Annotated in this window: 24 protein-coding genes; 11 read left to right on the top strand and 13 right to left on the bottom strand. The window is 63.1% G+C overall.

Going from position 1 to position 24,697, the window contains the following annotated elements; genetic code table 11:
* Positions 1-20: 20 nt before the first annotated feature.
* On the bottom strand, positions 21-734 hold the full coding sequence (locus OVY48_RS03430) for a TetR/AcrR family transcriptional regulator (RefSeq protein WP_313921852.1): 714 nt from the start codon (positions 732-734) through the stop codon (positions 21-23).
* Here OVY48_RS03430 and OVY48_RS03425 point away from each other — a divergent pair.
* The 4 genes from OVY48_RS03425 to OVY48_RS03410 are packed head-to-tail and all read left to right on the top strand — an operon-like array spanning position 733 to position 5,424.
* Entirely contained in the window at positions 733-2,103 is a 1,371-nt protein-coding gene (locus OVY48_RS03425; RefSeq protein ID WP_025290596.1) for a TolC family protein, read from the top strand. The two genes, OVY48_RS03430 and OVY48_RS03425, sit on opposite strands and share 2 nt — an antisense overlap.
* Positions 2,100-3,137: an HlyD family secretion protein gene (locus OVY48_RS03420; protein ID WP_004206989.1), complete on the top strand. Its 1,038-nt coding sequence runs from the start codon at positions 2,100-2,102 to the stop codon at positions 3,135-3,137. Before OVY48_RS03425 ends, OVY48_RS03420 begins: the two co-directional genes overlap by 4 nt.
* Positions 3,134-4,297 carry an ABC transporter permease gene (locus OVY48_RS03415; protein ID WP_004206986.1) on the top strand — a complete coding sequence of 388 codons (1,164 nt, stop codon included), beginning with the start codon at positions 3,134-3,136 and terminating at the stop codon, positions 4,295-4,297. Before OVY48_RS03420 ends, OVY48_RS03415 begins: the two co-directional genes overlap by 4 nt.
* On the top strand, positions 4,294-5,424 hold the full coding sequence (locus OVY48_RS03410; RefSeq protein WP_004206985.1) for an ABC transporter permease: 1,131 nt from the start codon (positions 4,294-4,296) through the stop codon (positions 5,422-5,424). Before OVY48_RS03415 ends, OVY48_RS03410 begins: the two co-directional genes overlap by 4 nt.
* Positions 5,425-5,587: 163 nt before the next feature.
* Here the strand turns inward: OVY48_RS03410 and OVY48_RS03405 are convergent, their stop codons facing one another.
* The 10 genes from OVY48_RS03405 to OVY48_RS03360 form a co-directional block, all read right to left on the bottom strand.
* A complete protein-coding gene (locus OVY48_RS03405) occupies positions 5,588-6,499 on the bottom strand; it encodes an alpha/beta hydrolase family protein (RefSeq protein WP_037474527.1) in 912 nt (303 codons plus the stop codon).
* Between the two features lie 295 nt (positions 6,500-6,794).
* A complete protein-coding gene (gene acpP, locus OVY48_RS03400; RefSeq protein ID WP_004206981.1) occupies positions 6,795-7,034 on the bottom strand; it encodes an acyl carrier protein in 240 nt (79 codons plus the stop codon).
* Between the two features lie 102 nt (positions 7,035-7,136).
* Positions 7,137-7,436, bottom strand: coding sequence for a polyhydroxyalkanoic acid system family protein (locus OVY48_RS03395; RefSeq protein ID WP_004206980.1), 300 nt, complete (start codon positions 7,434-7,436; stop codon positions 7,137-7,139).
* Between the two features lie 14 nt (positions 7,437-7,450).
* Positions 7,451-7,876 (bottom strand): PaaI family thioesterase, encoded by a 426-nt coding sequence (locus OVY48_RS03390; RefSeq protein WP_004206979.1) that lies wholly within the window; start codon positions 7,874-7,876, stop codon positions 7,451-7,453.
* 8 nt (positions 7,877-7,884) lie between these two features.
* Entirely contained in the window at positions 7,885-8,811 is a 927-nt protein-coding gene (locus tag OVY48_RS03385; RefSeq protein WP_004206978.1) for an electron transfer flavoprotein subunit alpha/FixB family protein, read from the bottom strand.
* A 115-nt stretch (positions 8,812-8,926) separates the two neighbouring features.
* Complete coding sequence (locus OVY48_RS03380) at positions 8,927-9,670, bottom strand: electron transfer flavoprotein subunit beta/FixA family protein (RefSeq protein WP_004206977.1); 744 nt, start codon at positions 9,668-9,670, stop codon at positions 8,927-8,929.
* A gap of 9 nt (positions 9,671-9,679) precedes the next feature.
* Positions 9,680-10,588 carry an NAD(P)H-dependent flavin oxidoreductase gene (locus OVY48_RS03375; protein WP_164523917.1) on the bottom strand — a complete coding sequence of 303 codons (909 nt, stop codon included), beginning with the start codon at positions 10,586-10,588 and terminating at the stop codon, positions 9,680-9,682.
* Entirely contained in the window at positions 10,585-12,375 is a 1,791-nt protein-coding gene (locus OVY48_RS03370) for an acyl-CoA dehydrogenase C-terminal domain-containing protein (RefSeq protein ID WP_017503705.1), read from the bottom strand. The genes OVY48_RS03375 and OVY48_RS03370 overlap by 4 nt, the downstream gene beginning before the upstream one ends.
* Positions 12,376-12,420: 45 nt before the next feature.
* Entirely contained in the window at positions 12,421-14,772 is a 2,352-nt protein-coding gene (locus OVY48_RS03365; RefSeq protein ID WP_313921851.1) for a 3-hydroxyacyl-CoA dehydrogenase NAD-binding domain-containing protein, read from the bottom strand.
* Entirely contained in the window at positions 14,769-15,905 is a 1,137-nt protein-coding gene (locus tag OVY48_RS03360) for a thiolase family protein (protein WP_004206969.1), read from the bottom strand. The genes OVY48_RS03365 and OVY48_RS03360 overlap by 4 nt, the downstream gene beginning before the upstream one ends.
* Positions 15,906-16,187: 282 nt before the next feature.
* Between OVY48_RS03360 and OVY48_RS03355 the strand changes: the two genes are divergently transcribed.
* The 5 genes from OVY48_RS03355 (at position 16,188) to OVY48_RS03335 (ending at position 21,016) form a co-directional block, all read left to right on the top strand.
* On the top strand, positions 16,188-16,832 hold the full coding sequence (locus OVY48_RS03355) for a DUF3422 family protein (protein ID WP_037479961.1): 645 nt from the start codon (positions 16,188-16,190) through the stop codon (positions 16,830-16,832).
* Positions 16,833-17,043: 211 nt separating this feature from the next.
* Positions 17,044-17,448, top strand: coding sequence for a DUF2147 domain-containing protein (locus OVY48_RS03350; RefSeq protein WP_037479959.1), 405 nt, complete (start codon positions 17,044-17,046; stop codon positions 17,446-17,448).
* 32 nt (positions 17,449-17,480) lie between these two features.
* Positions 17,481-18,788: an OmpP1/FadL family transporter gene (locus OVY48_RS03345; RefSeq protein WP_036526777.1), complete on the top strand. Its 1,308-nt coding sequence runs from the start codon at positions 17,481-17,483 to the stop codon at positions 18,786-18,788.
* Positions 18,788-20,464, top strand: a complete 1,677-nt coding sequence (locus tag OVY48_RS03340) for a long-chain-fatty-acid--CoA ligase (protein ID WP_409592838.1) — start codon at positions 18,788-18,790, stop codon at positions 20,462-20,464. Before OVY48_RS03345 ends, OVY48_RS03340 begins: the two co-directional genes overlap by 1 nt.
* Positions 20,465-20,545: 81 nt before the next feature.
* Complete coding sequence (locus OVY48_RS03335) at positions 20,546-21,016, top strand: MerR family transcriptional regulator (protein WP_017503287.1); 471 nt, start codon at positions 20,546-20,548, stop codon at positions 21,014-21,016.
* A gap of 59 nt (positions 21,017-21,075) precedes the next feature.
* Here OVY48_RS03335 and OVY48_RS03330 read toward each other — a convergent pair whose 3' ends face one another.
* Together OVY48_RS03330 and OVY48_RS03325 are read right to left on the bottom strand one after the other, a co-directional pair.
* The gene (locus OVY48_RS03330; protein WP_017503288.1) at positions 21,076-21,348 is read right to left on the bottom strand and encodes a hypothetical protein; all 273 of its coding nucleotides are present in this window, start codon (positions 21,346-21,348) and stop codon (positions 21,076-21,078) included.
* A complete protein-coding gene (locus OVY48_RS03325) occupies positions 21,345-22,226 on the bottom strand; it encodes a DUF6796 family protein (RefSeq protein WP_313921850.1) in 882 nt (293 codons plus the stop codon). Before OVY48_RS03325 ends, OVY48_RS03330 begins: the two co-directional genes overlap by 4 nt.
* Here OVY48_RS03325 and istA point away from each other — a divergent pair.
* Both istA and istB read left to right on the top strand, forming a co-directional pair.
* Positions 22,126-23,640, top strand: coding sequence for an IS21 family transposase (istA, locus tag OVY48_RS03320; protein WP_313921615.1), 1,515 nt, complete (start codon positions 22,126-22,128; stop codon positions 23,638-23,640). The two genes, OVY48_RS03325 and istA, sit on opposite strands and share 101 nt — an antisense overlap.
* The gene (gene istB, locus OVY48_RS03315) at positions 23,627-24,274 is read left to right on the top strand and encodes an IS21-like element helper ATPase IstB (protein WP_313921849.1); all 648 of its coding nucleotides are present in this window, start codon (positions 23,627-23,629) and stop codon (positions 24,272-24,274) included. Before istA ends, istB begins: the two co-directional genes overlap by 14 nt.
* Positions 24,275-24,697: the final 423 nt, after the last annotated feature.

Here is a 24,697-nt window from a genome sequence, read left to right as displayed (position 1 = left end):
GCAAGATCAGCAATCCATTCTTAGTCGACTCTCGTTGCCGCCCTCGCCAGCATGAGATCCACGAGAAAGTCCAGAAGCTCTCCGCTTGCGACCTCGTGCGGTTCGAGCAGGCCCTGGAACATGCTTCCCTCGTGGACAGCCAGGATCAGTCGCGCGATGCGCGGGAGGCCCCGGGCAACGATGCGGGAGTCCTCGCGAAGGATGTCGGCGAGCGCGCCCTCGATGATGGCGAGGATCCGTCCTTGCCGTTCGGCATAGTGGCTCGCCATGGCAGGATGGCGTAGGACATAGAGGCCGAACTCGGCCTGGAGCAGATACCAGTCCCGATCGAACGGATAGCTGGCGATAAAGGCCTTGAGGAAATTGTCGGCCGTCGAGCCGGGCATGGACAGGGCGCAAGCGGTCGCCTCCTCCAGCCTCGACTGCAAGCGCTCGATCACCCGGTCATAGAGGGCGAAGAACAATTCGTCCTTGGATCGGAAGCTGGAATTATAGGCCCCCCGGCTCAGACCGACGCGCTCGCAAATATCTTCCTGGGTGGAGCCATGGAAGCCACGTTCGGCGAAGGCCTCGAGAGCGCCATCCAGGATGCGCTCCCGGGTCTGCGCCCGGGTCGGGCGCGTTCGTGCCGGGCGGCGGCTCACGGGATCACGGGCGGGAGCATTTCGATACAAATATGTATTGAGTCGGTTGGATGTCAACGTTACCGTGCGGGAGCAGGAGACGTTCTTCATGACCTTGCGATGTTCGATGCTGGTTGCCGCGCTGGCGACTGCGGTCTGTCAGGGCGCGCAGGCGCAAACGATCGACAGGCTTGATCTCGATTATCGAAGCGCCCAGGCGAGGCTGCTCGAGCGGTCGGACGCGATCCAGGGCGCCGACGCCGATGTGCGCAGCAAGGAGGCCCAGAAAGGCTCCACGAGCACGTTGCGGCGTCCGACCGTCGAGTTCGAAGGACAGATGATCCGCTATCAGAAAACCCTCTATCTGCCGCTCGGCCCGCTGGCGGACGTGGCCCAGGATTATTCCATCTCTGACCCCCTGCGCTTCGAGATCGAGCGCACCAGCACCCGGCCGATCGTGACGGCGACGCTGCCGCTCTATTCCGGCGGCCAGATTCCCGCCGCCCAGGCGGGCGCCGCGGCGCAACTGGGACAGTCGCGCGCCGAACGCCAGATCGTCATCGACAACGGTCTGTTGCAGATGACCCAGCTCTATTTCGGCCAGCAGTTGCTCGAGCGCGTGCGCGATGTTCGCCGTGATGCGCTTGCGGGATTAGAGCGGCATGTCGCGGACGCCCTCAAGCTCGAACAGGAAGGGTTCATAAGCCGGGCCCAACGCCTCCAGGCGCAGGTAGCGCGCGACGACGCCGCGCGCGAACTGGAAAAGGCGCAGGCCGATCTCGCGAGTGCGCAGGTAGCGCTTGCCGGCGCGCTGCGGGCGCCGTCCGGCGTCGATCCCGTCTCCCCGATCTTCGTGATCCGTCAGCCGCTCCGTTCGCTCGACACCTATGTGGACGCGGCCCTGCGCGCCCATCCCCAACTGGATCGGCTCGGCGCGCTGGAAGACCAGGCTGAAGCGGGGGTGGCCCTTCAGCGCGCCAAGCTCCGGCCTACGATCTATGGCTTCGCCCAGTATAATTTCGATCGGCGCGACACGCTGTTGACCGATCCCGACTGGTCGGTGGGCGTCGGGCTGCGCTACACGCTCTTCTCCGGTGTGGGCCGCTCGCAAGCGGTGCAGGCCGCGCGGGAAACGGTGACGCAAGCCAATGCGGGCCTGCGCGAAGCCCGCACCCAGATCGAAATCGGCGTCACGCGGTCCTGGAACGATGCGGAAGCCGCGCGACGGCGGTTTGAGCTGACCGACACGGCCATCACTGCGGCGCAGGAGAATCTGCGGGTCCAGACCCTCGGCTATCAGGAGCAGCAGACAACCTCGCTCGACGTGATCGATGCGCAGCTCGGTCTTGCCCGCTCCCGGATCCAGCGCGCCCAGGCCGGATATGATTTCGTTGTCGCGCTCGCCCAGCTTCTCCACGTCAGCGGTCAGATCGCCACATTGCCGGACTATATCGACCAGGGTGAAAGGGTCACGCCATGACCGCCACATCGGAAACCCTGGTCACCCCGGACGAGACGGCTCCGCCGGTTCCGACCGGGCGGAAGCGCAAGTTGCTGCCGCTCATTGCTTTCCTCGTCGTGGTCATTCTCGGCCTCGGTCTCTGGCTGGCCTATCGCCCGGTTCCCGATCAGCTCCAGGGCATGGTCGAGGCCCGCGAACTGCGGATCACGAGCAAGGTCTCGGCTCGGATCACGGCCTTTCATGTCGAGGAAGGCCAGCCGGTGAAGACGGGACAGCTGCTCTATACGCTCGACAGTCCCGAGGTCGAAGCCCGCTCCGAACAGGCCGGCGGCGCGCTCGCCGCCGCGCAGGCGAATGCGGACAAGGCCGATGAAGGCGCACGGCCGGAGGATATCCGGGCTGCCGAGGCCCAGTGGCGACGCGCGCAGGCGGCGGCGGACCTCGCCCAGACCACCTATCAGCGCACCGAGCGCCTCTTTGAACAGGGTGTGCTGGCGGGGCAGAAACGCGACGAGAGCCGCGCAAACGCCCTGGCCTCCAATGAAGCGGCCCGAGCGGCGCGCGCGCAATATGATCTGGCGCTGGCCGGGGCGCGGCGACAGGATCGGCAGGCCGCGAGCGGACAGGTGCGCCAGGCGCGCGGCGCCCTGGCCGAAGTCGAGGCGGCCGAGAAGGAAACCCGGGTGTTCGCGCCGTCGGACGGTGAGATCGGACGCAGGCTGGCGCAGTCGGGCGAACTCGTGCCGCAGGGATTTCCCGTCTTCGTCCTGACCGACATCGATCATCCCTGGGTGACGCTCACCCTGAGAGAAGATCAGTTCAGTGCGATCCGCCGGGGACGGGTCCTGACCGGCCGCATACCTGCGCTCGGCGATCGTTGCGCCCAGTTTCGGGTCTTCTACATCGCGCCCGCCGGCGATTTCGCGACATGGCGCGCGACCCGCCAGTCGAGCGGCTTTGACGTGAAGAGCTTTGACGTGCGCCTGTCGCCCGTGTCGCGGGTCGATGGGCTGCGCCCCGGCATGACGGTCCTGTTCGACTGGCCGCAATGATCCGGGCCTTCGTCGATAGCGCCCGGCGCGAAACCGCCTTCCTGCGCGGCAGCGTCTGGGATCTGGCGCTGGTCACCTGGCTGCCTCTGCTGCTGCTGGCGATCGTCGCGGTCCAGTTGTCGGCAGGCGTCATGCGGAACCTGCCGATCGTCGTGGTCGACGAGGACGGCGGCGGCGTCGCGCGCGACCTCACCCGCAAGCTGGAGGCGTCACCCGGGCTCAAGGTCGCGGCGCGGCCACCGGACATGGCACAGGCCGAGCATCTGGTCCGCTCCAACGCCGCCTATGCCGTGGTCCTGATCCCGCGTGATCTCGAGCGCACCGTGCTGCGCGGCGAGACCGGCAAGATCCTCCTCTTCTACAATGCGAGCTATTCCACGCCCTCGGGTTCGGTGTTGCGTGAAGTCGGCACCGTGGTCCAGGCCCACGCAAAGGCCTTGGCCGGGGAGCAAAGCGCCGCGATCGCCGGTCCCGCGCGTGTGCGGCCGCAGCCGGTGAGCGTGCAGAGCCGGATCCTCTACAACCCGCAGGCCAGTTACGAGCTGCAACTCGTCGCCCTGATCCACCCCGCACTCCTGCACCTGCTGTTCATGATCGCGGTCGTGAGCGCGCTCGGTCGCGAGCTGCGGGACGGGACCATCGGAGCATGGCTTGCAGGGCCTCGAGGCGAGGCGGTCGCCGCCGTCGCCGGCAAGATCGCGCCCTATATCCTCATCTTCCTGCTCTGGGGGGCGCTTGCGACCGGCTATCTCGCGGTCTACCGGGGCTGGCCCGTGCAAGGGAGCGTGGCGATGCTGATGGGCGGCTATCTCGCCCTCTATCTCGCCTATGCGGGCATGGCCTTGTTCATCGTCGGGGCCACCCTTTCCATGGGGCAGGCGCTGTCGATGACCGCCCTCTATGCGGGCGCTTCCTTCGCCTTCGCCGGGGCGATCTTCCCGATCGAGTCGGCCTCCGCCTTCGCCCGGCTATGGAGCGCGCTGCTGCCTTTTACCCGCTTCGCGCGGCTGGTCGCGGAGCAATGGATGATCGGCGCACCCGTGCTCGCATCTCTTGGATCGATCCTGGCGCTGTTTGCCTTTCTCGTCGTCGGCTCGGGCGCCGGGCTGCCGCGCTATGTCTCGGCGCGGATGAGCCCGGAGGTCTGGGGACGACGATGATCGGCCGCGCCTTCCTCGCTACCTTCCGCGCCGTTCTCTCCGACCGCTCCGCCTTCATGCTGATCGTCGTGTCGACGATCCTCTATTCCTTCTTCTACCCTTCAGCCTATTCCGGGGAGGTCGCGGTCCGCATTCCGGTGGCCGTCGTCGATCTCGACGACAGCGGCGCAAGCCGCAGTCTCGTGCGCCGGATCGCAGCGCTCCAGCAGGCCGATCTTGCCGCGCGCCCGGCCTCTCCAGGAGCCGCCCGGCTCTGGCTCGAGACGACCGGCGCAGGGGCCGTGGTCATCATCCCCGAGGGGTTCGAGCGACATATTCTGAACGGCGCCCAGGGCACGGTCGCGCTCTACGGCAACGGCGCCTATCTGCTGCGCAGCAGCACGGCGCTGTCAGGCATCGGCCTGGCGGTCACCACGATCGCCGGCGAGGCGGCGAGCGATCAGGCCATGGCGCAGGGCGCACCCGCCCGCCCTGCCCTGTCGCTCGTTCAGCGCCCGCTGTTCAACACGCGCGAAGGCTATGGCAGCACGGTGTTCCCCGGGGTCGGCTTCCTCATCATTCACCAGACCCTGCTGATGGGCCTGACGATGCTCGCCGCCACCCTGCGCGAGACACTGGGACGCTTTCGTCTGCCCTCGCGCACCCTTATCGGAATTGCCCTGGCCTTCTTCGTGATCGGCTGGGCCGACGTGGCCTATTATGCGGGTTTTGTGTTCTGGTTTCAGGACTATCCCCGCGCCGCCGGCTCTCCTGGCGCCTTGATCGTGGGCGGCAGTTTGTTCGTGGGCGCGACTGTGGCGGCGGCGCTTGCGCTGGCCAGCCTCTTCCGGACACGGGAACGACCCCTGCAACTGTGGATGGGCACGTCGCTCGCCATCTTCTTCCTCGCGGGTCTCTCCTGGCCGGCGGAGGCGACGCCGGCCTGGCTGGCGCTCCTCGCGCGCCTCCTGCCAACCACCGCGGGCATTCATCTCATGGTCGGGCTCAATCAGATGGGCGCGAGCCTTGCCGAGCAGACGCGGGAGGTGCTCAACCTCGCCATCCTCATTCTGGTCTACGGAGGCCTGGCCTGGTGGCGCTTCACGAAGATTTCCGCGCCGGACCTTCAGCCCCTCAAGCCTGACTGACGCCTCAATGGAACGAGATCGTCAGGGGCACCCCAAGTGCAACCCTCTCGCTCCGGCCGACGCGACCTTGGCGCAACCCAGGGGGAGGTGTTCGAAGCGGACCTCTGCAGGGCTTCATCAGATAGAGATCACCGAGATGGGGATAAACTGGAGGCTGCCTCGACTATTGCTCTGCTTTCGCCGCCGCGAGGATCGCGGCCTCTACCGGCGCCCAGGTGGGGTCCGCAGGCGAAAGCATGTTGAAGTGGCCCGCATTCTCCAGGGTGATCACCGTCGCCTTATCGCCGGCCGACTGTGCGGCTGCTGCATAGGCTTGCGCGGCTGAAGGCTCCAGCACGACGGAAGCGACCATGAATTGAGGCACGGCCAGAGGCAGCCATTCGATCGGATTTGCCTGACGGTAGCGGCCCGCCTGTGCGTCAGGAGCGCCCCCGAACAGGTTGACGAAGATCGGGCGGCCGCAAATATCCTTGTCGAACCCGTACAGGGTTCGCAGGTCGCCTGGGCCGTCGATGGCGACCGCGGCGGAAACCTTCAGTGGATCAGCGCCGCGGACCTCGCTGTCGGCAGGCAATCTGGGACGGGCCGCCAGCCACAGGGCAGCGTGGGCGCCGGCCGAATGTCCCACCGTCACCACATGCTTCAGGTCCAGAGGCTGGGTTCGTGCCAGCACCCTCAAGTGATCGAGCGCCGCTCCCCAATCCTGGAAGGTCCCAGGCCACCCGCCGCGGGTGTCACCAACCTGTCGATACTCTATATTCCATGTCGCCACGCCCTTGTCCGTCAAGGCGCTCGCCAACGGCGCCGTGCCTGCCAGTGTCTCATAGCCTTTGGTCCAGCAGCCACCGTGAATGACCATGACGACGGGAAACGGGTCAGGACCTGCAGGCAAGCGCAGTTCACCGATCTGCAGAGGATCAGGACCATAGGCCTCGACGAGCGTCGGAGCGGTGACGGGAAGGGCGTGGAGTTGGGGCGGTCCGATCAGCGCATGTTGGTTATCCGACGGCGTCTGCGCCCAAGCGGTGCTCGTGACAATCAAGACTGTAGCCAGGCCTAATGAACGGTATCGCATGATCTACCTCTTTCATGCATCTTCCCGCTCCGACGTTACCAGCCAGTTCGTCAAATGTGAGAAGACAGCGATTCGTCATTAGATAACATGGTTCGCTATATTCTTTTCGGAAACACCATTCCGTCATCGAGTGGGCAAAGCGATAGATGAAATCCCGTTTCTGGCGCAAAGCATATGGCGGCTATGCGCGATCACGGTAGCCTTGATCATGGAAGTGATACGTCAGGCGACCAAAGAGCTATCTAGATTTCATTGTCGTCGTGAATTGCGGTTTCAGAGGATCGTGGGTTTTATCTCACTTGGCTATCCATGCTTCGACCAGCTTGACCGCATCCTCTACTGTTTTGACCTCACCGGCGGCTTCATCCGGGATAGTGAGTCCGAATTCGTCTTCAAGCGCCATCACAACTTCCAGCACATCGAGACTATCCACGCCGATGTCATCGTAGAAAGACGAAGCAAGGGCAATCTGATCCGGATAGACGCCGAGCTGACGGCTAATGATCCTGAAAACTCGGGGAGCGATTTCTTCCATCACAAAGCCCTCGCGCGGACACTATCGGCTAGGAAACAGGGCAGATTCTCGTAAACTCAATCATCGCAGAGCAACGATATTGTCCTGCGGCCAGTAAATTCATCATGCCTTGCTGAGCATTTTCTCGGCGCTCGTTTTCACAAAATCCGAAATCTGTCCTGACATCATTTTGAGGAACAGCGGTACGCTGACGTCGCCGCGAATCTCGCTATCCTCAATGTCGAGTTGCACCGGGATATTCTGCCCCATCGCCCCGATGACCAAGTGTAGTGCGTAGTCCGATACCCACTCGGAACTGAGCGAACCGCCTCCCGGGATATGCGCTGCCAGCTTGGGCAGGCCGGCCTCGATCCTGCTCTTCGCTTCGATTTTACCAAGGCTGTGCGGGATAACGACTTCCATATCTTCTTTCCTGTTCAGGCCGCCCGATCGACGAGCAGCAAGGTCGATGTCGCGGAGGCATAGAGTTTGCCGGCCATGTCGATCAGACGCGCCTCGGTATGCGCCACCCTCTTGCCCATCGACACCACCTGGCCGATTGCACGGACCATCCCGACCCTGTCGGTCAAGGGCGCATGATAGGCGACCTTGAGTTCGAGCGTGACGCAGTTGATGGGCACTTGGGCCGCGGAGTTCGCCGCGATGCCGCAGGCCGAATCCAGCAGCGTCGCGGCATAGCCACCATGGGCGATGCCCATGAAATTGTAGGTCTGCGAGGTGGGCGTCGCGACAAAGACGACCTTCCCCTCCTCCGCCTCAAGCAGATCGATGTCGAACAGGTCCATCATGGGCGGCCGGGTGCCGGCCGCCATGAACTGTTCGATCTCTTCCAGACCGGTCATCGCTTACCTCAAAGCTTTTCGGTCAGTTCAGGAACGATCTTGAAGAGGTCGCCGACCAGGCCGATATCGGCGACCTGGAAGATGGGCGCGTCCTCATCCTTGTTGATCGCGATGATGGTCTTGCTATCCTTCATGCCAGCAAGGTGCTGAATCGCACCCGATATGCCGACGGCGACATAGACTTCCGGCGCCACGATCTTGCCGGTCTGGCCGACCTGAAAATCGTTGGGCGCATAGCCAGCATCGACCGCCGCGCGGCTTGCGCCCACACCCGCGCCCAGCTTGTCGGCCAGCGGATCGATCACGCCATGAAACTGCCCGGCCGAGCCCAGCGCTCGCCCGCCCGAGACGATGATTTTGGCCGAGGTGAGTTCCGGGCGCTCGGACTGGGCGATCTCGGCACCCACGAAGCTGGAAAGTCCCGCATCCGTGCCCGTCGCAGCCTCGATACTGGCCGAGCCACCCTCGCGGGCCGCCTTCTCGAAGGCTGTGCCACGCACCGTGATAACCTTCTTTGCATCAGACGACTGGACCGTCGCGATCGCATTTCCCGCGTAGATGGGACGCGTGAACGTGTCAGCGCTTTCCACCGACAGGATGTCGCTGACCTGCATCACATCAAGCAAGGCCGCCACGCGCGGCGCGATGTTCTTGCCATTCGAAGTGGAAGGCGCCACGAACGCGTCATAGCCGCGCATCAGGTCCGCGACGGCCGGCGCGACATTCTCGGGCAAAGCGTGTTTGAACGCCGCATCGTCGAACGTTACGACTTTGGCGACACCCGCGACCTTCGCAGCAGCCTCGGCCACGCCGCCGATGCCCGCACCGGCAACCAGCAGATGGACCTCACCAAGTTTGGCAGCGGCGGTGACGGCCGATAGCGTCGCATCCTTGACCGACGCATTGTCATGTTCAACCCAGACGAGCGTATTCATAACTTATTCTCCGAGAAATCCGCCCCCGCTTCATCTCTGTGCGCACAGGATGAAGCGGGGTGCGCCGTCACTTGCATGGGAGAGGTTCGGCAAGTTCGGCGCGTTTGAAAGTTTATCAAATCGCCATTTCCTTGAGCCTGGCGACCAATTCATCGACGTCGGCCACCTTGATGCCCGCCGAGCGCTTGGGGGGTTCGGTCACCTTGAGCGTCTTGAGGCGCGAGGCGATCTCAACACCGAGATCGGCCGGCGTCTTCGTCGCCAGCGGCTTGGATTTGGCCTTCATGATATTGGGCAGGCTCGCATAGCGCGGTTCGTTGAGACGCAGATCGGTCGTCACGATCGCCGGCAGTTTGAGGCTTACGGTCTCCAGACCGCCATCCACCTCACGGGTCACCGCGACAGTCTCGCCCGATACTTCGACCTTGCTGGCGAATGTGCCCTGCCCCCAACCGAGAAGGGCTGCCAGCATCTGGCCGGTCTGATTGGCATCATCGTCGATGGCCTGCTTGCCGAGGATCACCAGGCCCGGAGCCTCCTCGGTGGCGATGGCCTTCAGGATCTTGGCGACGGCGAGCGGCTCGACCTCATCGTCAGTCTGGACGAGGATCGCGCGGTCGGCCCCCATGGCGAGCGCGGTGCGCAGCGTTTCCTGCGCCTTGGCGACGCCGATCGACACCACCACGATTTCGGTCGCGACTCCCTTTTCCTTGAGGCGGATAGCCTCTTCGACGGCGATCTCGTCGAACGGGTTCATCGACATCTTCACGTTCGCCAAATCGACGCCCGTCCCATCCGCCTTCACGCGCGGTTTCACATTATAATCGATAACCCGCTTGACGGGCACAAGCACCTTCATGGATCAATCCTACTCTGATTGTAATGCCGCCTGATATTCGGCAATGAGTCTCTCACAGATGGATCGGGCCGGTTGGACGGCAGTGGTAGCGCCGACACCGTGGCCTGCCGACCAGATCGTCTTCCAGGCCTTGGCCTCCTCCGAAACCGAAAGCGCGCCATGTGGCTCAGGGAGAGTCGCGGCTTCCAGCGAGGGCCGGAGAAAATTGGCCCCGACGCCGGTGACCCGGTCCGTATAGACGATATCCGCTGGTCCGGCCCCGATCACCATGTCTTTCTGTGCCGGCGAGGCGAGACTCTCTTCCGACGCGATGAAGTGGGATCCGATATAGGCAAGATCGGCCCCCATCATCTGCGCGGCCGCGATCTGGTGGCCGCGCGTGATGGCGCCGGAAAGCGCCAGCGGCCCCTGGAAGAAGCGCCGTATCTCGTCAACCAGTGCGAACGGGCTCATCGTGCCGGCATGTCCCCCCGCGCCGGCAGCGACCGCGATCAGACCGTCGACGCCAGCTTCGAGCGCCTTTTCCGCATGACGCACGTTCGTCACGTCGTGAAAGACCAGCCCGCCATAGCCCTGAACCACCTGGACAAGATCCGCGACGGCGCCGAGCGAGGTGATGACCAATGGCACATGGTGCCGAACGATCAGTTCCAGATCGGCGTCGAGCCTCGGATTGCTCTTATGGACGATGAGGTTGACGCCGAAGGGCGCCGCTCCCGGCATGGGAGCCAGCCGCTCCTCGATTTCATCCAGCCATTCACCGAAACCTTGACTGGTGCGCTGGTTGAGCGCCGGGAAAGTACCAAGCAGTCCCGCCTCGCAGCAACTGACGACTAGGTCCGGTCCCGACACAAGGAACATCGGCGCAACGATGGCTGGAATGGCCAGCCGCTTTTCGAGGCTTGCCGGAAGCGTCAAAACACGTCGTCTTCCAGCGCCATCAGCGACTTCTTGCCCGCCTTGATCGCCAGGAAGCTGGCGGTCGCCTGAGGCAGGATACGCTCGAAGAAGAACGTCGCCGTCTTGATCTTGGCATCGTAGAAGCGCTTGTCCTCGCTGCCGAAGAAGAGCTGCAAGCCTGCGATCTTGGTCGCCTTGGCAAAGCAATAGCCCATGGCCACCAGGCCCATCAGACGCAGATAGTCCGCCGACGCCGCGCCCGCCTCTTCGGGATCCTTGAGCGCCCGCTGCGCGACCGTGGCCGTCGAAAGCTGCAGCGCCCCGAACGCCTTGGCGAGCGCCTCGATCATCGGCTTCATCGGTCCGTCGACGTTGTTTTCCTCGATGAAAGCCGACACCGGATGGAAGAAGCTGCGCAGATAGCGGCCCATATGGGCGCCGAGCTTGCGGCCGACGAGATCGAGCGCCTGAACGCCGTTCGTCCCCTCATAGATCATGGTGATCCGGGCATCGCGGGCATATTGCTCGACGCCGCTTTCGCGGATGTAGCCGTGGCCACCATAGCATTGGACCGCAAGGTTCGCGCTGTCGAACGCAAGGTCGGTGAAGAGCGCTTTGACGACGGGGGTCATGAGCGCAATGAAGTCACTCGCACGCTGGCGCACTTCGGGTTCGGGAGAATGTTTTTCCGCGTCCAGGGCGCGCGAGACCCAGGCCGAGAGCGCCCGGCATCCCTCATTATAAGCCCGCATCGTCATCAACATGCGGCGAACATCGGGGTGAACGATGATCGGATCGGCTGCCTGATCGGGATATTTGGGTCCCGAGAGCGCCCGACCCTGAATACGATCTTTCGCATACCAGGCCGCCGCCTGATACGCCGCCTCGCCCACACCCAGGCCCTGGATGCCGACGGAGACACGCTCCGTGTTCATCATCGTGAACATGGCGGCCATGCCCTTGCCAGGCTCACCGACGATCCAGCCGATCGAATCATCGAAGTTCATCTGGCACGTCGCCGACGCCTTGAGACCCATCTTGTGCTCGATCGCGGCGCAGGCGACGCCGTTCGATTGACCGGGAGTACCGTCCTCCCTGGGCAGATATTTGGGGACGAGAAACAAGCTGATGCCCTTCACGCCCTTGGGGGCGTCGGGCAGGCGGGCGAGCACGAGATGGATGATATTCTCGGTCAGGTCATGCTCACCGGCGGAGATGAAGATCTTGGAGCCGGTGACCTTGTAGCTGCCATCGCCCTGCGGGACCGCGCGGCTGCGCAGGAGCCCGAGATCGGTACCGCAATGAGGCTCGGTCAGGCACATCGTGCCGGACCACTGGCCGCTCACCATCTTGGGCAGGTAGGCCTGCTTGAGCGCGTCACTGCCATGGCCCTCGATCGCAGTGGTGGCACCATGGGTGAGGCCCGGGTAGAGGCCGAAGGAGAGGTTGGACGAGCAGATCATCTCCTCGACCAGCTTGTTGACCGCTTCCGGCAGCCCCTGCCCACCCCATTCCGGATCGGATGCGAGCGCGGTCCAGCCACCTTCGGCGAACTGCTTATAGGCTTCGGGGAACCCCGCCGGCGTCCGCACGACGCCGTTTTCCAGATGACACCCCTCCTCGTCGCCCGACCGGTTGATCGGCAACAGGACGTCGCGACAGAAGCGCGCCGCCTCCTCGAGGATCGCATCGGTGAGATCCGGTGTGAACTCCGACAGTGCGGGAATATCCCCGAAGCCGTCATCGGCATGGAGTTCGTTGAGCACGAAGCGCATGTCGCGCAACGGGGCGTCATAGACTTGCATATTTATATCTCCTGACCGGTCGGCCATCCGGCCGCCGGCCGCCAATCAGTTACGCAGCGGCTTGCCGGTGACGAGCATCTGCTCGACGCGCGCCTGGGTCCGCGGGTCGCGCACCAGTTGCATGAAGGCCTTGCGCTCGAGCGCCAGCAGATCCTCTTCGGTCACGATGTCGATGAGATCCTTCTCGCCGCCCGTCAGGACGTCGGCGAGCGCGCCGGATACGACACCATCGTAAGATGTGGCGAGGCCACGGGCCTGGAAGCCTTCGACAGCCATCGAAAGAACGGACTTGCCTCCCGCGCCAGGCAAGCGGAATTCCGGAGCCACAGGCGGTTTGTAACCGTCGGCCAGTTCCAGTGCCTTCGCCTTGGCGTCCGCCAGCAGACGGTCCCGGTTCATCGTAATGCCGTCCGAGGGACGCAGGAAGCCATGCTCCTTCGCCTCGGCGGCCGACTTTGCCACAGTGGCTGTCGATACCGTCTCGAAGACCTTGGCTACGGCCGGCATCGGCCCCTTGGGCATGCCGGGACTGGAGCGCCAGCGATCGATCATTTCACCGCATCCGCCCCAGCCAGGGATCAGACCCACGCCGCACTCGACCAGACCCACATAGCTTTCGGCATGGGCCTGCACGGCATCACTGTTGAGCAGGATCTCGCAACCGCCGCCCAATGCCATGCCGGCCGGAGCGCTCACGACCGGGAACAGCGCATATTTGAGCGCCTTGTAGGCCTGCTGCCCGCCCGCGACGAGCTTTTCGATCTCGCCCCATGCCGCGATGTTCAGTGCGAACAGAGCAAGACCGAGATTGGCGCCGGCGGAGAAATTGCTGCCCTCATTATAGACGACGAGCGCCTTGAACTTGTCCTGCACGACCGGGATCGCCTGACCGATCAGCTTCATCACATCGCCGTCGAGCGCGTTCATCTTGCCGGTGAACTCAAGGCAGGCAACGCCGTCGCCGACATCCCAGAGTGCCGCCGAACCATTTTTGAGGATCGGCTGGCTATGGAGCTTGATGTCTTCCAGCAGCAGCACGCCCTCGGGCCGCACGACATCATGATAGTCGCCGGCGGCATCGAGATATTGCCGACGGCCGTCCTGCACCCGGTAGAAAGGCCGATCTCCGGCTACCTTGAGGATCGCGGGAACATCCCGCCCCTCGGCGGCCAGCCGTTCGGCGAGCTTGCCCGGCCCGAGGCGATCGATCAGTTCGAACGGCCCGAACTTCCAGTTGTAGCCGAGCTTCATCGCGTCATCGATGCCGACGATGTTGTCCGCAGCTTCACCGACCAGACTCGCGGCATAGGAAAGAACCTTGCCGAGAATTTCCCAGGCATAGGCCCCGACCTTGCCGGGCGCAGCAACCAATGCTGCCAGGTCCTTCTCGGCCCGGCCCGGCAAGGAAGCCGGCTTCACCGATACGCGATATTCGCCGGTCGCGAGATCGAGCGCTTTCTTGGTCTTCGTCGCCTTGTCGAACGCGTAGAAACCGCCCTTGCCCTTCCGCCCGGTAAAGCCTTCCGCGATCATCCTGTCGACGAGCGGCATCGGCCTCACCGTGTCGAAATAGGCGTCACCTGCCGGCAGCGTCGAGGACAGGCTCTTCGTGAGCAGCGGCATGAGGTCGACGCCAACGAGATCGACAAGGCCGAAAATGCCGGTCTTGGGCACGCCCATCGGCTTTCCGCCGATCTGGTCGGCTTCCTCCACCGTCAGCCCCTGGTCCATCGCGGCATTGATCGCGACGGCCAGCCAGTAGGTACCGATGCGATTGGCGATGAAGCCCGGCGTGTCCCGCGCCGGCACGATGCGCTTGCCGAGCTTTCGATCGACGAAATCCGAGACGCGCCTCGCCACAGCCGTATCAGTGTCGGGGCCGGTCACGATTTCGATGAGCCGCATGTAGCGCGGCGGATTGAAGAAATGGGTGATCAGGAAGTCCTGTTTGAACTGATCGTCCCGCCCCTCGACCAGATGGCCAAGCGGAATCGTCGAGGTATTGGACGATACCGCCGTGCCCGGACGCTTGAGCTGCTCGAGCTTGGCGTAGAGCGCCTGCTTGATGTCGAGCCGTTCGACGATCGCCTCGACGATCCAGTCGCATTCGGCCACCCGCTCGAGATGGTCGTCGATATTGCCCGTTTCAACGAGCTTCGCCGCAGCCTTCGACATGAAGGGCGCCGGATCGGTCTTCAGCATCTTCGCGACCGCACCCTTCGCCACGGCGTCACGATCGCCGCCCTCCTTGGGCACGATATCGAGCAGCAGCACCGGCACGCCGGCATTGGCGACCTGCGCTGCGATGCCGGCGCCCATGACGCCTGCGCCGATCACGCAGACCTTTTTGATGGTTTCCGGCGGGGCGCCGACTGGCTTGATGGCCTGCTCGCTCATTCCGCCGCCTCCAGCACGGTGGCGATGCCCTGACCGCCGCCGATGCACTGGGTGGCAAGCGCATAGCTGCCGCCTTCGCGCTTCAGCAGAGCCGCGGCCTTGCCCACGATCCGCGCACCGGTCGCCCCCAGAGGGTGGCCTATCGCGATGGCGCCGCCGTCCAGATTGACCTTCGACTGGTCAAGCCCCAGGTCGCTGATGCAGGCCAGTGACTGGCTCGCAAAGGCTTCGTTGAGCTCGACAACGTCAAGCTGGTCCACACTGAGCCCCGCCCGCTGCAGCGCCTTGCGCGAGGCCTCGACCGGTCCGATGCCCATGATCTCCGGCTGGCAGCCAGAGACAGCAACCGACTTGATGCGGGCAAGGATCGGCAGTCCATGCGCGCGCGCATAATCCTCGCTCGTGACCAGGATTGCGCTTGCGCCATCGGTCAGCGGCGAGGACGTTCCCGCCGTTACCGTGCCGTCCTGGCTGAAGGCCGGCTTCAGCCCGGCGAGGGTTTCCGTCGTCGTGCCGGCACGCGGCGTGCCATCCTTGTCGACCACGCCCGCCTTGGTCGTGATCGGCACGATCTCGGCCTCGAGCTTGCCGGCCGCGATAGCCGCGGCCGCCTTGTCCTGACTGGCGACCGCAAAGGCTTCCTGCTGGGCACGGGTGATCTGATATTTGGTCGCGACATTCTCCGCCGTGTCGCCCATGCCCATATAGGCGGCGCTCTTCTTCGCGAGCTCGGGGTTCGGCAGCGGATTGAACCCCATCATCGGCACGCGGCTCATCGACTCCACGCCCGCGCAGATGAAGGCCTCGCCGGCGCCAAGCTGAATCTGGCCCGCAGCGATGTGGACCGAGCTCATCGACGATCCGCAGAAGCGATTAACGGTCATGCCGCCGACAGAGAGCGGCAGGTCGGCAAGAAGACCGATAAGGCGCGCGATGTTGAAGCCCTGCTCGCCTTCAGGAAAAGCGCAGCCCAGCACGATATCCTCGATATCTTCGGCCTTCACGCCGGTCTGCTGAATCAGTCCGCGAATGACCTGAGCGGCCAGATCGTCAGGGCGGACGCGCGCCAGCGCGCCCTTGCCTGCCAGGTGAAAGGGGGACCGGGCATAGCCCGCAACAACCACATTACGCATCGATGATAGCCTCTCCAGGGAATCGGACATCTGATTACCTAATGGTGCGTGAAATGACGTTTACGTCAACTAAAATCTTTGGCACTCTTCTCACGCCGTCGAGGGAATCGTCATGCACCGGTTCCCGGGAGGCTTGATATCGGAGGTCTTGGCCGAGGAACGTACGGATGCTCGCCAGTGAAAAACCGCGCACTCTCATCCCGGCGATGATGCTCGCGCCCGTCTTATCGACGGCTGCGCCTCTCCCCAAGCGCCACTGCACCTGTTTTCGAAGGCGCACACATGCGATTTTCTGAGCATCCCCTCCGGCGTCAGATCGTCGGCGAAATGCATCTGCGCCGTTTTCCTGCACTCGAATTGCCCGCCATGGCATTTCAGACGGTTCGCCTGGTCGATGAGAATGACCGGGAGAAGGAATGGCTGATCCTGGAGCAGCGATGTGCCTCTGGACTCGATCGCAACCTGCGCCACCTGGAAACGGAGTGGTCCGCCAACGGGCGGCTGGCCTGGGAAAGGCACAGTGAAGCGGTCACCACGACGCTAACGTCAACCTCGGTCAGCGCGGACGCGCAGTTCTGGTCTGCTCCCGAGGTCGGCCCCTTCAGTGATACCTTGCAGTGGATGGAAACGCTGCCGGGCCTGGTCATCCGCGCAACCCACATCGTCGTTGTGGCGAACGATAGCTACGCCGAGCCGGTTGTCGATCGGGCCGACTTCCATCCGGGCCATCTCGTCTCCTGCATCATCGGGGATAGCGTCCGGATCTGGAGCGACTTTCGCATTCACGCCGGCGGCTACGGGCGCCTGGTCGTTGCCGCGAACGGGGCGGCTGACGGCGAAGTGTCGCGTTCCATCCAGCGCATTCAGGAACTGGGCAATTATCGCAATCTTTCCTTTCTTGAAGGCACGCACAGATCAATAGCTTGACGGCGTCACACACGAACACGCCCGAACCCTGACGACGGGGCCAGCAGCGCCTGACCCCTCCAATTCGCACACAACCTAATAGGCATTTTGATGACGCATTGAGCTATTGACTTACCTATACGTCATCGAGATGGTTATGGGACGCTGATTTGCCGCATATTGGCTCCAGACGTGAAACAGACGGTCGCCTGAAGGCGCGCGGAGAGGAACAATGTCGATCATTCTGACACTACTGGCTTCGAGCACTGCATTGCCCGCCGACACCGTTGTCGGTCGCTGGCAAACCGAGAGCCGTCATGGCGTCGTGGAAATCACCCGCTGCGGGCAATCGATCTGCGGTGCCTTGATCAGTTCCGACGGGATCAAAGCCAACCCCGAACTACGTGACGAAAAGAACAAGACCGCTGCGTTGCGCAGTCGTCCGCTTCGTGGATTGCAGATTCTGCAGGGTTTTACGTGGAAGTCGGGCAGTTGGTCGGGTGGTTCCATCTACAACGCTGAGGATGGCGGTACATACAGCGCGACGGTCACGTTAGCCGATCGGGATCATTTGCGCCTCAAGGGCTGCATCGTCTGGCCCCTGTGCAAGACGCAGACATGGACGCGCCTCCGATAAGCACGAGGAATTTGACAATCACGAAAGGGGAGATGGGCGTGGCAGGCAAAAATTGGAAAGTTGGGATCGCAACATCGGCCGTGGCGGCTGGATTGCTCGCGCCGCAAGCCGCGAGCGCGCAGGCCTTTTACCTTCAGGAACAATCGTCCAGAGGTGCCGGACGAGCCTTTTCGGGCGAGGTCGCCGACCAGGGCGTACAGTCCCTCTGGTGGAATCCGGCTGCGATCGCAGGCATGGAAGGAGTCGATGCCCACCAGGCCGTAAGCGTAATCCTTCCCAAAGGGTCGGTTGACAATGTCAACACGCTCATTGTCCGTCCCGGGCAGTCGGCTGCGGCTGTAGGCGGGAGCCAACGCTCTCGTGATCCGATCAATAATGGCGTACTACCCTCCGGCGCGATAGCCGTCGGCCTGACATCACGGCTCGCTTTGGGGCTGACCGTCGCCTCCCCTTATAGCTTCACAACCAATTATGATGCCGACAGCTGGGCACGGTATAGCGCCGACAAGACCAAGCTGCGAACATACGACATCCAGCCATCGATCGCCTACCTCGTTACGCCAAATCTCAGCATCGGCGCCGCGCTTAATATCGAATATGCCGACGCATCATTGTCCAACTATCTGCCGAACCTATCGCCTCTTCTCGCCGACGGCCACCAGGAGCTGAAAGGCAATGGTTGGGATCTTGGCTGGTCGGCCGGGCTGCAATATCGCGCCGGCCCCATGCAACTGGGCGCCAGCTACAAGTCGAGCGTGAAGCATAATCTCGACGGTTCGGTGACGACGACCGGTCTTCTTGGTCCGCTCGCCGGGCAAAACAGCGTAGTGAATGCAAACGCCACGTTCGAGACCCCCTGGCAGGCGATCTTCGGAGCGCGCGTGGCGGTGTCGCCCAAGGTCACCCTCAACGGTCAGGTGACCCGCATGGGTTGGTCGAAATTCGACGCTATCCGGCTCGGCGCGCCGCTCAACGTTTCAATCCCGGAAAATTACCGGGACACTTGGAGCTTCGCAGGCGGCATCGATTACGCGGTCACACCAGCCTGGACCGTTCGTGCCGGCGTTCAACACGCCCAGACCCCGACGCGCAACGGCAATCGGGACGCTCGAGTGCCTGACAGCAACCGTTGGAATTTCGCTGCCGGCACAAGCTATGCCGTGTCTTCCCGGTTCACGCTCGATGCGGGCGCAGCGTATATTACGTTCAAGGATACGACTATTGATCGCACGACAGCGGCCTATGCCGGCACGGCCGTGCAGACGCCGATCCTGATGGACGGCAAGCTCGAGGACGCGCACGCCGTCGTGCTGTCGCTCGGCGGACGTTTCCACTTCTGATGCTGGAGATCGCCATGCCCCAGCCCGCCATCAGCGCCTTCCCGTCGATACCGGAACCGGCAATTCCGCCACGGCTCCTGACCGACCTCCTCGACAATGCGTTGAACCTTTATCCCGAACGCGTCGCCATCGACTTTCTCGGGCGAACCTGGACTTATGCGCAGGTGGGGCAACTCGTTCGCCGTGCAGCACGTGGATTGCAGGATCAGGGGCTGCGCAAGGGCGATCGGTTCGGCCTGTGCCTGCCGAACTGCCCCTATTTCGCGATATTGTACTTCGCGGCGCTGCGCGTGGGTGCGATCGTGGTCAACTTCAACCCGCTCTACACGGAGCGCGAACTGGAGCATCAGATCCGGGACTCGGGAACGCGCATGATGGCGGTACCGGACGTCCGGATAATCCACGAGAAAGTGCAAGCCGTCGCGCCACGTGCCGGGCTGGACAAGATCGTGTTGTGCAGCATGAGGGATATGCTGCCCTGGCTGCAAGGCCTGGGCTTTGCGCTATTCAAGCGAAAAGACCACGCGCGGATACTCGACGAAGGCCTTCATGTCCGGCTCAAGGCGCTTCTCGCCCATGATGCCGAACCTGACGCGGTAGAACGTCACCCTGATGATGTCGCGGTCCTTCAATATACCGGAGGCACAACCGGCGTGCCCAAGGGCGCAATGCTGACCCACGCCAACCTCACGGCGAACAGCGCCCAGATGGTGGTGCATGTGGGAGGACTTCGCCCGCAGCAGGAGAGAACTCTCGGCGTCCTGCCCATGTTTCACGTCTTCGCACTCACGACGGTGCTCAACTTCTCAGTCGAAATCGGCGCCGAAATCGTCCTGCTGCCACGGTTTGAGATGAAGCAGGTTCTCAACACGATGAAGCGCAAGCCGCCGACACAGTTCTTCGGCGTGCCTACGATCTATGTTGCCCTGAACGCGCTTCCGGACGACGAGATACCCGATCTCTCGGCCGTGCGCGCCTGTATATCCGGCGGCGCACCGCTCCCGCTCGAGGTACGCGAGGAGTTCGAGGCACGCACGCGTGCCAGGGTCGTGGAAGGATATGGGCTCTCCGAAACCGCCCCGATCATCGCCTGCAACCCGTTGTTTGGGACGGTGAAGGACAATAGCTGCGGCCCAAGTTTCCCCGGCACCATCATCGAGATCCGAGATCCGGAGAATCCCTCGCGGGTTCTTCCCCAGGGAGACCGCGGAGAAGTGTGCGCCCGCGGCCCTCAGGTGATGAAGGGCTATTGGCAGCGCCCTGCAGAAACCAGTGCTGTCTTCGTCGATGGCGCGCTACGAACCGGCGATATCGGCTATTTTGATGAGGATGGCTATCTCTTCCTCGTCGACCGCATCAAGGACATCATCTTCTGTGGCGGATATAATGTATATCCCCGGATCATCGAGGATGCGGCCTACCAGCACCCGGCGGTAAAGGAGGCGATCGCAATCGCGATCCCTGACGCCTACAGAGGTCAATCTCCCAAGTTGTTCATCGCGCTGCACGAGGGATCGAACCTGACCGTCGATGAACTCAAGGTCTTTTTGCAGGATCGCCTCAGCAAGATCGAGATGCCCAAGGCCTTCGCATTCCGGGACAGCCTGCCCAAGACGTTGATCGGCAAACTTTCGAAGAAGGATTTGATCGAGGAGGAGAACAAAAAGCTCGCCTGAGCCTCTATCCCCTGTCAAGCTACGAGGCTTATGCGCTTGAGTGGTAGGGTAGCCGTGATTGGAGGACAGGGAGTGGATGGCATGGGGAACTCGCTCCACCTCGCCGAGGACGATGAAACGCTTAAGGACGCGGATCGCGACAACCCCACGCACAAGGGGAGAACCCGCGCAAAGGATGCGGATTTACAAGTGTACGGCATCCAGGATGTCGCTCAGGAACTCGGACTGACACTTCGCACGCTACGCTTCTACGAAAAGGAGGGGCTTATCGCCCCTCAACGGGTAGGCAGTACCCGGGCATATTCCAGGCGTGAGATCGGACGCATACAGCTGATTTTGCGCGGCAAACGCCTTGGCTTCTCCATCAAGGAAATCAAGGAGTTTCTCGATCTCTACGATGCCGATCCCGAGCATAAGGAGCAAATGGAGCGATTGATTGCCCGCATCCGGGAAAGGTTGGTCGACTTGAAGACGCAGCGCTCTGCGCTCGACCTGACAATCGACGAGCTTACAACCATCGAAGTGGAAGCGATGGCAAAGTTGCAGCGATAATTTGGTCATCCCATTCTCTAACCGAGCGGTAACGCTTGATCGCGGCGCCCCCGATCCAATCAAGCCGTCAAGCGACGAGCGCCGCGCCGATCGCTAAGGCCGCCCCAGAACCGCGCCATGATCATCCAGGCGATGCCCGACGCGGTCATCGCCCCGCCGACCTGCCATGGCTCGAGGCCAAGCACGCGCGCGATGGGGCCCGCGAGCGCCACGAACGACATCATCGCCATCGAGCAGACGAAGGTCTCGAACATCAGTGGCTTCATGCTGAAAGCGCCTGATGCTTCCTCCCCCACTTGTTCGTCGCCTGTCGCTGTCGCAGCTTCGGTCATGCTGCTTCGTCCCGTGATGCGACCGGCGAACGGCCACCATTCCAGAGCAGCGCCGTCGAGACGGCATAGACAACGAGCCAGCCGAGGTTGAACGCGGCGCCGTCAAGCCAGGTGTGCGCCGGCTCGGGCAGGATGCGCGCGATCAGCATGCCGATCGCGACCAGCGAGACGGGATTGGCCAGCGCTGCGAACCAGCGTGGCCAGGCGGTGCGGCCCAGCGCGATGACGATCCCGAGGAGCAGCAGCGCCAGGCCCAGCGTCACGATCGGCATCAACCAGGCGATGAGCAGGACATGGTAGAAGTGCTGGCCGAGATCGAGCAGCGCGCCATGGGCCGCGGCCGGCGTTTCGAGGATCGTCTTGTAGGCCATGCCGACATAGTAGAAGCCCGCATGGCCGAGCGGAGACCAGGCGTTGCCGGCGACCAGCAGGACGAAGGTCAGCCAGCGCCACCAGCCCATCGCCGGACGCAGCCCTTCGAGCAGATGCCAGCAGCCCGCGAGATAGAAGACGATGCCGGCATCGGCCACCAGCGCGCCCGCGGCGAGCCGCGCCTCGGAGGATGGAAGCATCAGCGCGACACCGTCGAACTGGATGCGATCGGCATAGGTCTTCAGGATCAGCGGATAGTCGTCGGGACTTGCCCTAGCCCCGATGATCAGCGCTGTGGATCGGCGTGCAAAAAGGACCCCGTTAGCGGGGTGATCGGCGTCTAAAAGGGACCCCTCATTTCGATGGTTTAAGCAGCCGGCTGGATTTTCAGGCGGCGAGATCGGGATGTTGGTTTTGGAGACAGTTTTACGGATCCGGCGCGAGTATGCCGGAGGCAAGGCGATCAAGGCGATCGCACGGGATCTGCATGTGTCGCGGAAGGTCATCCGCAAAGCGGTCCGAGCGCCGGAGGGCGCCTTTGATTATCAGCGCAAGGTTCAGCCGCTGCCCAGGATCGGTCCGTTTCAGGAGCGCCTGAACACGCTGCTGGAAGAGAACGAGCTGCGCGGCAGGCGTGACCGGCTGCGGATGACGCGGATCCATGACCTGCTGGTGCGCGAAGGCTTTGAGGGTTCTTACGATGCGGTGCGGCGCTATACGACGCGCTGGAAGATCGAGCGGCGCAAAGATGCCGGCGATGGTGTCACGGCCTTCATCCCGCTGATGTTCAGGCCAGGCGAGGCCTACCAGTTCGACTGGAGCCATGAAGATGTTGAGATCGCCGGGGCACCGATGCGGGTGAAGGTCGCGCATATGCGACTGTGTGCCTCACGCGCGGTCTATGTCCGGGCTTATCCTCGTGAGAGCCAGGAGATGCTGTTCGACGCGCATGCGCGCGGCTTTGCTTTCTTCGGCGGCGTGCCAGGGCGCGGCATCTACGATAATATGAAGACGGCTGTGACGAGCGTGTTCACCGGCAAGGAACGCGTCTTCAACCGGCGGTTCCTGATCATGACCGACCATTATATGGTCGAGCCCACGGCCTGCTCGCCTGCGGCGGGATGGGAGAAGGGTCAGGTCGAGAACCAGGTGCAGACGATCCGGGGTCGCTTCTTCCAGCCCCGGTTGCGGTTCGCCAGTCTCGAAGAGCTCAATGGCTGGCTGGAGGCCGAGTGTCGGCGCTGGGCGGAACGGCAGCCCCATCCCGAACAGGGAGAGCTGACCGTGGCGCAGATGCTGGAGATCGAACGATCTGCGCTGCAGCCGATGCTGGGACCGTTCGACGGCTTCAATGAGAGCGAGCATGCTGTGACCGGCACCTGCCTGATCAGCTTCGACCGCAATCGCTACTCGGTGCTATCGACGGTGGCACGACGCACGGTGCAGGTCCGCGCCTATGCCGATCGCATCGTCGTTCGCTGCGGCGAAGAGGTTGTCGCTGAACATCCTCGCTACTTTGGGCGCAACCGCACGATCTATGACCCCTGGCATTATCTGCCAGTGCTGGCCCGCAAGCCTGGCGCGCTGCGGAACGGTGCCCCCTTCCAGGACTGGGATCTGCCACCGGCGCTTGCCCGCCTGCGCCGCAAGCTGGGTAATGGCGACGATGCCGATCGCCGGTTCGTCCGTGTACTGTCGGCCGTACTGACCGATGGCCTGGAGCCTGTCGAAGCCGCTGTGCATGAGGCACTGGCGACGGGCACGGCAAGCGACGACCTGATCCTCAACATCCTGGCACGACGCCGGGAACCGCCGCGTCCGCTGACGATCATCACCTCCGAGGATAGCGCTCTGCGCCATCCCCCGATCGCCGACTGTGCCCGTTACGACCAGCTGAGGACCTTCGATGCAGCGGCATGATATGATCGAGGCCATGCGCGGGCTTGGACTCAAGGGCATGGCGGGCGCGTTCGACGATGCCGTCATCACCGGCCTTCAGCGCCAGCGCACCACCATGGAGATACTGACCGATCTCCTGCGAGCGGAGGCGACGCATCGTCATGCCGCGTCGATCCGATACCGGATGGCCGCTGCCAGGCTGCCAGTCGTAAAGGACATCGATGCCTTCCGGTTCGAGGGTACCCCGATCAACGAGGGGCTTGTGCGTTCATTGCACAGCGGCGCGTTCCTGCCCGCACGGCGCAATATCGTCCTGGTCGGCGGCACAGGCACAGGAAAGACCCATCTGGCCATCGCCATCACCGCCAATGTAGTGCGCTCCGGCGCCCGAGGCCGCTACTTCAACACGGTCGATCTGGTGACCCGCCTCGAAGAGGAGGCCAGGATCGGCAAGAGTGGCGCTCTCGCCGCCCAGCTATCCCGCCTCGATCTGATCGTGCTCGATGAACTGGGCTATCTGCCGTTCGCCCGATCAGGCGGCCAGCTGCTGTTCCACCTGATCAGCAAACTCTATGAGCAGACCAGCGTCATCATCACCACCAACCTCGCCTTTGGCGAGTGGCCCACCGTGTTCGGCGAGCCAACCATCCAGTGATACCCCTGATATCGACGGGCTGATCCGCCATGTAACGGTGACGTGCCCTCAGCATCCGCTCTTCGGCGAGCGGTTCGAAGTTCTGAAGCTGGTGTCTGATCGCGGGCCGGCTTGGATGACTATCCGGGTGCCGCATGGCGGGCAGCGAAACATCCTTCGCTCCGTCACCGATCTGGCTACCGCTCCGCCTGACTCGAAATCCGCGCCGTTGGTCTCAGGCTCCATCCTAATGCGAGTCGTTGCGCTGGCAGAGGCGTTGCGCCGTTCATCACAGGACGAGGAATGCCAGAGTGAACATCAGCTCTCCCCGGAGACGGCCAAAGATCCAGATATGGTCGAGCCTGCCGCCAGCAATCCAGCGTCAGCTGGCGGCGACGATAGCGCAGGCTTTGTGCTCGCGCCCAACTGCCCGCTACGCCGGTG

It is taken from the genome of Sphingobium sp. SA2 (assembly GCF_032227065.1).
Lineage (GTDB): Bacteria > Pseudomonadota > Alphaproteobacteria > Sphingomonadales > Sphingomonadaceae > Sphingobium.
The sequence above is the reverse complement of the archived record's forward strand: the minus strand, read 5'-3'. Positions and strand labels throughout refer to the sequence as shown.